Genomic DNA, 6,000 nt, shown 5'->3' on the forward strand with positions numbered 1-6,000 from the left:
CCGTCCGCACCCGTGCCCGCGCCTCTGCCCGCGCCCGTCGCGCCCCAGCTCACCTGCGCACCTCCTCGCGTACCGGAATCCGCGCGACCACCTCGAACCCGCCGCCGGGCCGCGGACCCGCCGTCACCTCGCCGCCGTACACCGCGGCGCGCTCCCGCATCCCCACCAGCCCGTGCCCCCGCCCGTCACCGCGCGCCGCGGCGCCCCGTCCGTCGTCGGTGACGCGGATCTCGATCGCCTCGTCGCCGTAATGCAGCAGAACCCGCGCGGTGGCGCGCGGGCCCGCGTGCTTGAGGGTGTTGGTCAGCGCCTCCTGCGCGATCCGGAACACCGTCAGCTGCCGCCCCTCCGTCATCTCCAGCGGGACGCCCTCGACCTCGAACTCCAGCGGCAGCCCCGACCCGCGGATCTGCTCCACCAGCTCGGCCAGCTGCGCCACGCCCGGCTGCGGCGCGTACGACCCGGCGTCGTCGCCCTCCCGCAGCACCCCCAGCATCCGGCGCATCTCCGCCAGCGCGGTCCGCCCGGTCGCCGAGATCGTCTCCAGCGCCTGCCGGGCCCGCGCGGTGTCGGTGTCGATCGCGTACGAGGCGCCGTCCGCCTGCACCACGATCACGCTCACGTTGTGCGCCACCACGTCGTGCAGCTCCCGGGCGATCCTGGCCCGCTCGTCCGCCTTGGCGACCTGCACCTCGGCGTCCCGCTCCCGCTCCAGCCGCGCCGCCCGCAGCTCCACCGAGCGCAGGTACGCCCGCCGCGTCCGCATGTGCAGCCCGAGCAGCCACACCCCGGCCACGATGACCGACATCAGGGCCAGGCCGTACCGCTGGTCGCCCCACCCGCCCACGTACCGGAACACCGCGACGAACACGCCCAGCTCGGTCACCAGCGCGGCCGCCACGCCCCACCGGAACGACGGCCCGGCCGCGATCGTGTACAGCCCCATCAGCAGCGCCAGGTTCGGCGTCATCGGGATGACCTTCACCACCACCTGCGCGAACGACACCAGGCAGATGAAGGCGAACGCGGCGCGCGGGTACGTGCGCCGCAGCACCAGCGGCGCCAGCAGCCCGGCGCACCACACCACGTACTCGGGCTTGGGCATCGCGGTCGTGTCGAACACCAGCCCGCTCAGCGAATAGAAGGCCAGCGGCGCCGCCAGGAACGCGTCCACCAGCGGGCGCGAGCGCAGAGCGTCCACCAGCGGCCGCACCCGGAGGGCGTCCACCAGTGGCCGCACGCCGCGCCACCGCGCCCGGAGTCTGCCGCCCATCCCGGAAGCGTACTTTCAGCGCGATCGTCCCCGGATCCGCCTCGAGTCTGACCCGCGTACGCCCCGAGGATGGCCCAAGATGGCCCGAGGATGGCCGCGCCCGGGGGCCCGGGCGGGTAACGTCGCTGGCGTGGGCGCGTTGCTGACGTGGCAGACCGCGATGGAGCGGGCACTGTACGGGCCGGACGGCTTCTACCGGCGCGGCGAGCGCCCGGTGGAGCACTTCCGCACCTCCGTGCACATCTCCGGCCGCTTCGCCGCGGCCCTGGCCCGGGTGCTGGTGGAGGTCGACGCCGCGCTCGGCCACCCCGACCGGCTCGACCTGGTCGACGTCGGCGCGGGGGGCGGCGGGCTGCTCACCGGCGTCACCGCCGCCGTCCCGCCCGGACTGGCCGCGCGGCTCGACCTCACCGCCGTCGAGATCGCCCCGCGCCCCGCCGGGACCCCCGCCCGGGTGCGCTGGCGCGACCGCATCCCCCGCGAGATCACCGGCATGGTCATCGCCAACGAGTGGCTGGACAACGTGCCGCTGGACGTCGTCGAGCGCACCCCCGACGGGCCGCGCACCGTCCTGGTCGACCCGGCCACCGGTGCCGAGAGCCACGGCCCGCCGCCCTCCGCCTCCGACGCCGACTGGATGGAGCGCTGGTGGCCGCTGAGCGAGACCGGCGACCGCGCCGAGATCGGCGGCCCGCGCTGCGCCGCCTGGGCCGCGGTCGTCCGCCGGCTGCGCGGCGGGCTGGCGGTGGCGATGGACTACTCCCACGTCCGCGCGTCCCGTCCCGTGTACGGCACGCTCACCGGCTACCGCGACGGCGCCACCGTGCCCGCCGTCCCGGACGGCTCCTGCGACGTCACCGCCCATGTCGCCCTCGACGCCTGCGCCGTCGCCGGCCAGGCCGCCGGGGCGACCGGGACGCTCCTCACCACCCAGCGCGCCGCGCTGCGCGCGCTCGGGCTCACCGGCGCGCGCCCGCCCCTGGAGCTGGCCCGCCGCGACCCGGGCGGGTACCTGGTCGCGCTCGGGGCCGCGGGCGAGGACGCCGAGCTCATCGACCCCGGCGGGCTGGGCGGCTTCGGCTGGCTCGTCCAGACCGCCGGCATCCCGGTCCCGTCCCCCCTGGCCCGGCTCGCGGAGGCCCCGGCCCGCATACCGACGTGAACGATCAGATCTCGACGTGCAGCGCCTTCAGGCCGCGCAGCACGAACCCCGGCTTCCACTCCGGCTCCTGAGCGAGCCGCATCCCGGGGGCCAGCCGCAGCAGCGCCCCGTACGACTCGGCCAGCTCGATCCGGGCCAGCGGAGCCCCCAGGCAGTAGTGGACGCCCAGCCCGAAGCCGATGTGCGGGTTCGGGTCGCGGGCCAGGTCAAGGCGGCCCGGGTCGGCGAAGACCTCCGGGTCCCGGTTGGCCGAGGCGAACTGCAGCGCGATCTCGGCGCCGCGCGGGATGACGGCCCCCGCGACCTCGACGTCCTCCAGCACCCACCGCTCGAACATCGGCGCCGGGGTGTCGTAGCGCATCAGCTCCTCGACCGCGGTGGGCACCAGCGCGCGGTCGGCGCGGAGCCGGGCCAGCTCGCCGGGGTTGCGGAACAGCGACCACCAGCCGTTGCCGGTGGCGTTGACGGTCGCCTCGTGCCCGGCGTTGAGGAGCAGCACGCAGGTGCCGATCAGCTCGTCCTCGGTGAGCCGGTCGCCGCCCTCGTCCACCACCTGGGCCAGGGCGCTGATCAGGTCGTCGCGCGGGACGTCCCGGCGCGCCCGCGCCAGCCCGCGCAGGTAGCCGGAGAACTCCACGGCGGCGCGGACGGCGGTGCGCTGCGCCTCCTCCGAGGGGTTCAGCTCGAACATCCCGCAGATGTCGGCCGACCAGGGACGCAGCAGCGGCCGGTCCTCGGCGGGCACCCCCAGCATCTCGGCGATCACGTTCACCGGCAGCGGCTCGGCCAGCTCGGCCACCAGATCGCCGCCGCCCCCGGCCGCCAGCGCCCCGGCCAGCTCCTCGGCCAGCGCGCGGATCATCGGGCGCAGCCCCTCGACCATCCGGGCCGTGAACGCCTTGGACACCAGGCGCCGCAGCCGGGTGTGCACGGGCGGCTCGACGTCCAGCATCCCGGCGCGGATCAGGTCCCAGAACGGCTTGAGGAAGTCCGCGTCCGGCTCCCGGCCGAACTCCTCGTGGCCCGCCACGTGCAGGTAGGTACGGCCGAGCCTGCGGTCGCGCAGCAGCGCGTCCACGTCGGCGTACCGGGAGACCACCCACTGGCCGGTGGGCTCGTGGAAGAACACCGGCCGGTCGGCCCGCAGCGCCGCGAACGCGGGGTAGGGGTCGGCCACGAAGCCCGCGGACCAAGGGTCATAAGCCGCCAAATCACTCATACCGCGACGATAGGCCCGCCGTGCCGCGGACGGCGGGCGTCAGCGGGCCTCGCGGGCGGCCCAGCGGCCCGGATCGCCGGACGCCGACCGGCGTGCGGCCTGCGCCCGCCGCGCCGTCGACTCCACGATCGCCCGTGCCTCCCCTAGATCGCGATCGGCCGCGGCCACCTGCACCGGGCCGGGCGGGGCGTCCACGTGCACCGTCGCCAGCCCCAGCATCCGCTGCAGCGGGTTGACCGTCAGCCGGACGCTCTGCGCCCGGGCGTGCGCGATCACGTCCGTCCGCCGGCACAGCATCCCGCGCCGGGTCACGAAGACCACGTCATCGGTGCCAGCGCCGTCCGCTCGCTCCAGCGCGACCGCACGGGACGAGGCGGGCAGCAGCGGCACCGCGTCCACGTCGGCGCCCGGGAAGATCTGCCCGGCCAGGTACACCGCCACATGCCGGGGCGCCAGCGGCAGCAGCACCGACGACAGCGCCTGCCGCTCGCCCGCGTACCCGGCCACCGTCACGTCCAGCCGCGCCCAGCCGAACGACCGCCACAGCAGCGGCTCCACGATCCCGACCGCCTGCACCCGGCCCGGCGGCAGCGTCTGCATCCGGGTCTCCAGCAGCCCGTACCGCAGCCGCACCCCGTCGGGCGACATCGCGACGGTGCAGTTGGCGTAGGTGACCAGCGGCGCCAGCACGCCCCTGATCAGCCCCAGCAGCGTCAGCACCAGCACGACCAGCAGCCCGCCCTCCACGAGGAAGAACATGAAGAACAGCGAGCCGAGGAACAGCAGCAGCGTCCCCAGGACGGGCAGCTTCAGCACCAGGGACCCGAACAGCGCCCCGAACGGAACCCGCCACAGCGGCCGCTCGGGCGCCTCGGGCGTGTGGCCGGGCAGCCCTGCGGCGCGGGCCAGCAACTCGGCCCGCAACTGCTGGGCGGCGTGCCGCCCCAGGTAACGCAGCGCGATCTCGCTCTGCTCACCGCCCGCCAGCTCCACCCGCACCTCGGCCAGCGCGAACACCCGGGTCACCAGCGGGCGGACCAGGTCGATCGCCTGGACGCGCGACAGCGGGATGCGGCGCTTGCGCTTGCGCAGCAGCCCGGTCTCCACCACCAGGTCGTCGCCGTCCACGCGGAACCGCAGCGCCAGCCAGCCCCACAGCCCCGCGACCACGGCGACGACCATGACGGGCACGGTCACCACCACGAACCGGAGCAGGACCTCGGGCGAGAGCACCAGCGCGACCCCGCGGCTCGTCTGGGTCAGCAGGAGCGGGAAGCCCAGCAGCACGAAGTAGATGATCAGGATGACGAACGCGCGCAGCGGCGCGGTCGCCCAGTGCAACCGGTGCGTGCCCTCGGAGAACCGCACCGGCGGCGGCGCGGGCGGATATCCCGCGGGCGGCTGCCCGTAACCCGGACCGCCCGGCTGCCCGTAGCCCGGCTGCTGCCCGTAGCCCGGCTGCCCGTGGGGCCCGTACGGCCGGTACGGCCGGTACGGCCCGTAGGGCGGCTGCGGCTGACCGTACGGCGGTTGCGGCTGGCCGTACGGCGGTTGCGGCTGGCCGTACGGCGGTTGCGGGTGCCTGTAGGGGACCTGGGGCTGCCCGTAGGGCCCGCGCGGCTGGTTGTACGGCCCCTGCGGCTGGTTGTACGGCCCGTACGGCCCTCCCTGCGGCGGTCCGGGCGGCGGTCCCGGCGGAGGGGCGCTCACAAGCCCATGCTCCGCTGCTCGCCCTTCTGGGCGAGGCGGTCGCGTAGCTGGGCCGCCTCGTGCGCGGGCAGGCCGGGGATCAGGGCGTCGGTCGCGGCCGCGGCGGTGTGCATCCGCACGGTCGCGATGCCCATCCACCGCTCCAGCAGCCCCGCGGTGACGTCGACGAACTGCATCCGCCCGTACGGCACGACGATCAGCCGCTTGACGAACACGCCCTGCGTCACGATGAGGTCGTCGGTGCGCTCGGCGTATCCGTGCGAGCGGAAGGCCAGCTCGGCCACGATCCAGGCCAGCACGACCGACAGCAGGACGGCGGCGGCCCACAGCACCGTCCCGAGCGTGCCGCTGCCGCGGAACACCACGAACGCCCCGACCAGGCCCACCGGCACGGCCGTCAGCGTGGCCGTGACGCCGCGGTGCCAGGTGAAGCGCCTGGAGATGTGCGACCAGGACAGCCCTGCGCCGGGGGCGAACGCCTGGTCCGCCGGGTAGGAGGGGGCGGCCTGGTAGCCGCCCGCGGCGACCGGCGCGCCGGGGACGGGGCCGTCCGCCGAAGTCACCATGTGCGGCGGCACGCCCGGTTGCGCGGTGGCGCCCGGCGGGGACGCCGGCGGTCCGGGCGGGGGCGGGCCG

General features: G+C 75.7%; 5 protein-coding genes. 1 reads left to right on the forward strand and 4 read right to left on the reverse strand.

The window, feature by feature from the left end; all coding sequences use genetic code 11:
* Positions 1–49 precede the first annotated feature (49 nt).
* Positions 50–1,273: a sensor histidine kinase gene (locus ACFPZN_RS50375; protein ID WP_378291359.1), complete on the reverse strand. Its 1,224-nt coding sequence runs from the start codon at positions 1,271–1,273 to the stop codon at positions 50–52.
* A 130-nt stretch (positions 1,274–1,403) separates the two neighbouring features.
* Here ACFPZN_RS50375 and ACFPZN_RS50380 point away from each other — a divergent pair, with 130 nt between their 5' ends.
* On the forward strand, positions 1,404–2,435 hold the full coding sequence (locus ACFPZN_RS50380; protein ID WP_378291361.1) for an SAM-dependent methyltransferase: 1,032 nt from the start codon (positions 1,404–1,406) through the stop codon (positions 2,433–2,435).
* A gap of 4 nt (positions 2,436–2,439) precedes the next feature.
* Here ACFPZN_RS50380 and ACFPZN_RS50385 read toward each other — a convergent pair whose 3' ends face one another.
* Genes ACFPZN_RS50385 through ACFPZN_RS50395 form a run of 3 tightly spaced genes read right to left on the reverse strand, consistent with a single transcriptional unit; the run spans position 2,440 to position 5,930 of the window.
* Entirely contained in the window at positions 2,440–3,654 is a 1,215-nt protein-coding gene (locus ACFPZN_RS50385) for a cytochrome P450 (protein WP_378291363.1), read from the reverse strand.
* 39 nt (positions 3,655–3,693) lie between these two features.
* Entirely contained in the window at positions 3,694–5,364 is a 1,671-nt protein-coding gene (locus ACFPZN_RS50390; RefSeq protein WP_378291365.1) for a PH domain-containing protein, read from the reverse strand.
* Positions 5,361–5,930, reverse strand: coding sequence for a PH domain-containing protein (locus ACFPZN_RS50395; protein WP_378291372.1), 570 nt, complete (start codon positions 5,928–5,930; stop codon positions 5,361–5,363). Before ACFPZN_RS50395 ends, ACFPZN_RS50390 begins: the two co-directional genes overlap by 4 nt.
* Between the last annotated feature and the right edge of the window lie 70 nt (positions 5,931–6,000).

Origin of the sequence: Actinomadura rugatobispora (assembly GCF_042656285.1) — a bacterium.
GTDB classification, from domain to species: domain Bacteria; phylum Actinomycetota; class Actinomycetes; order Streptosporangiales; family Streptosporangiaceae; genus Spirillospora; species Spirillospora rugatobispora.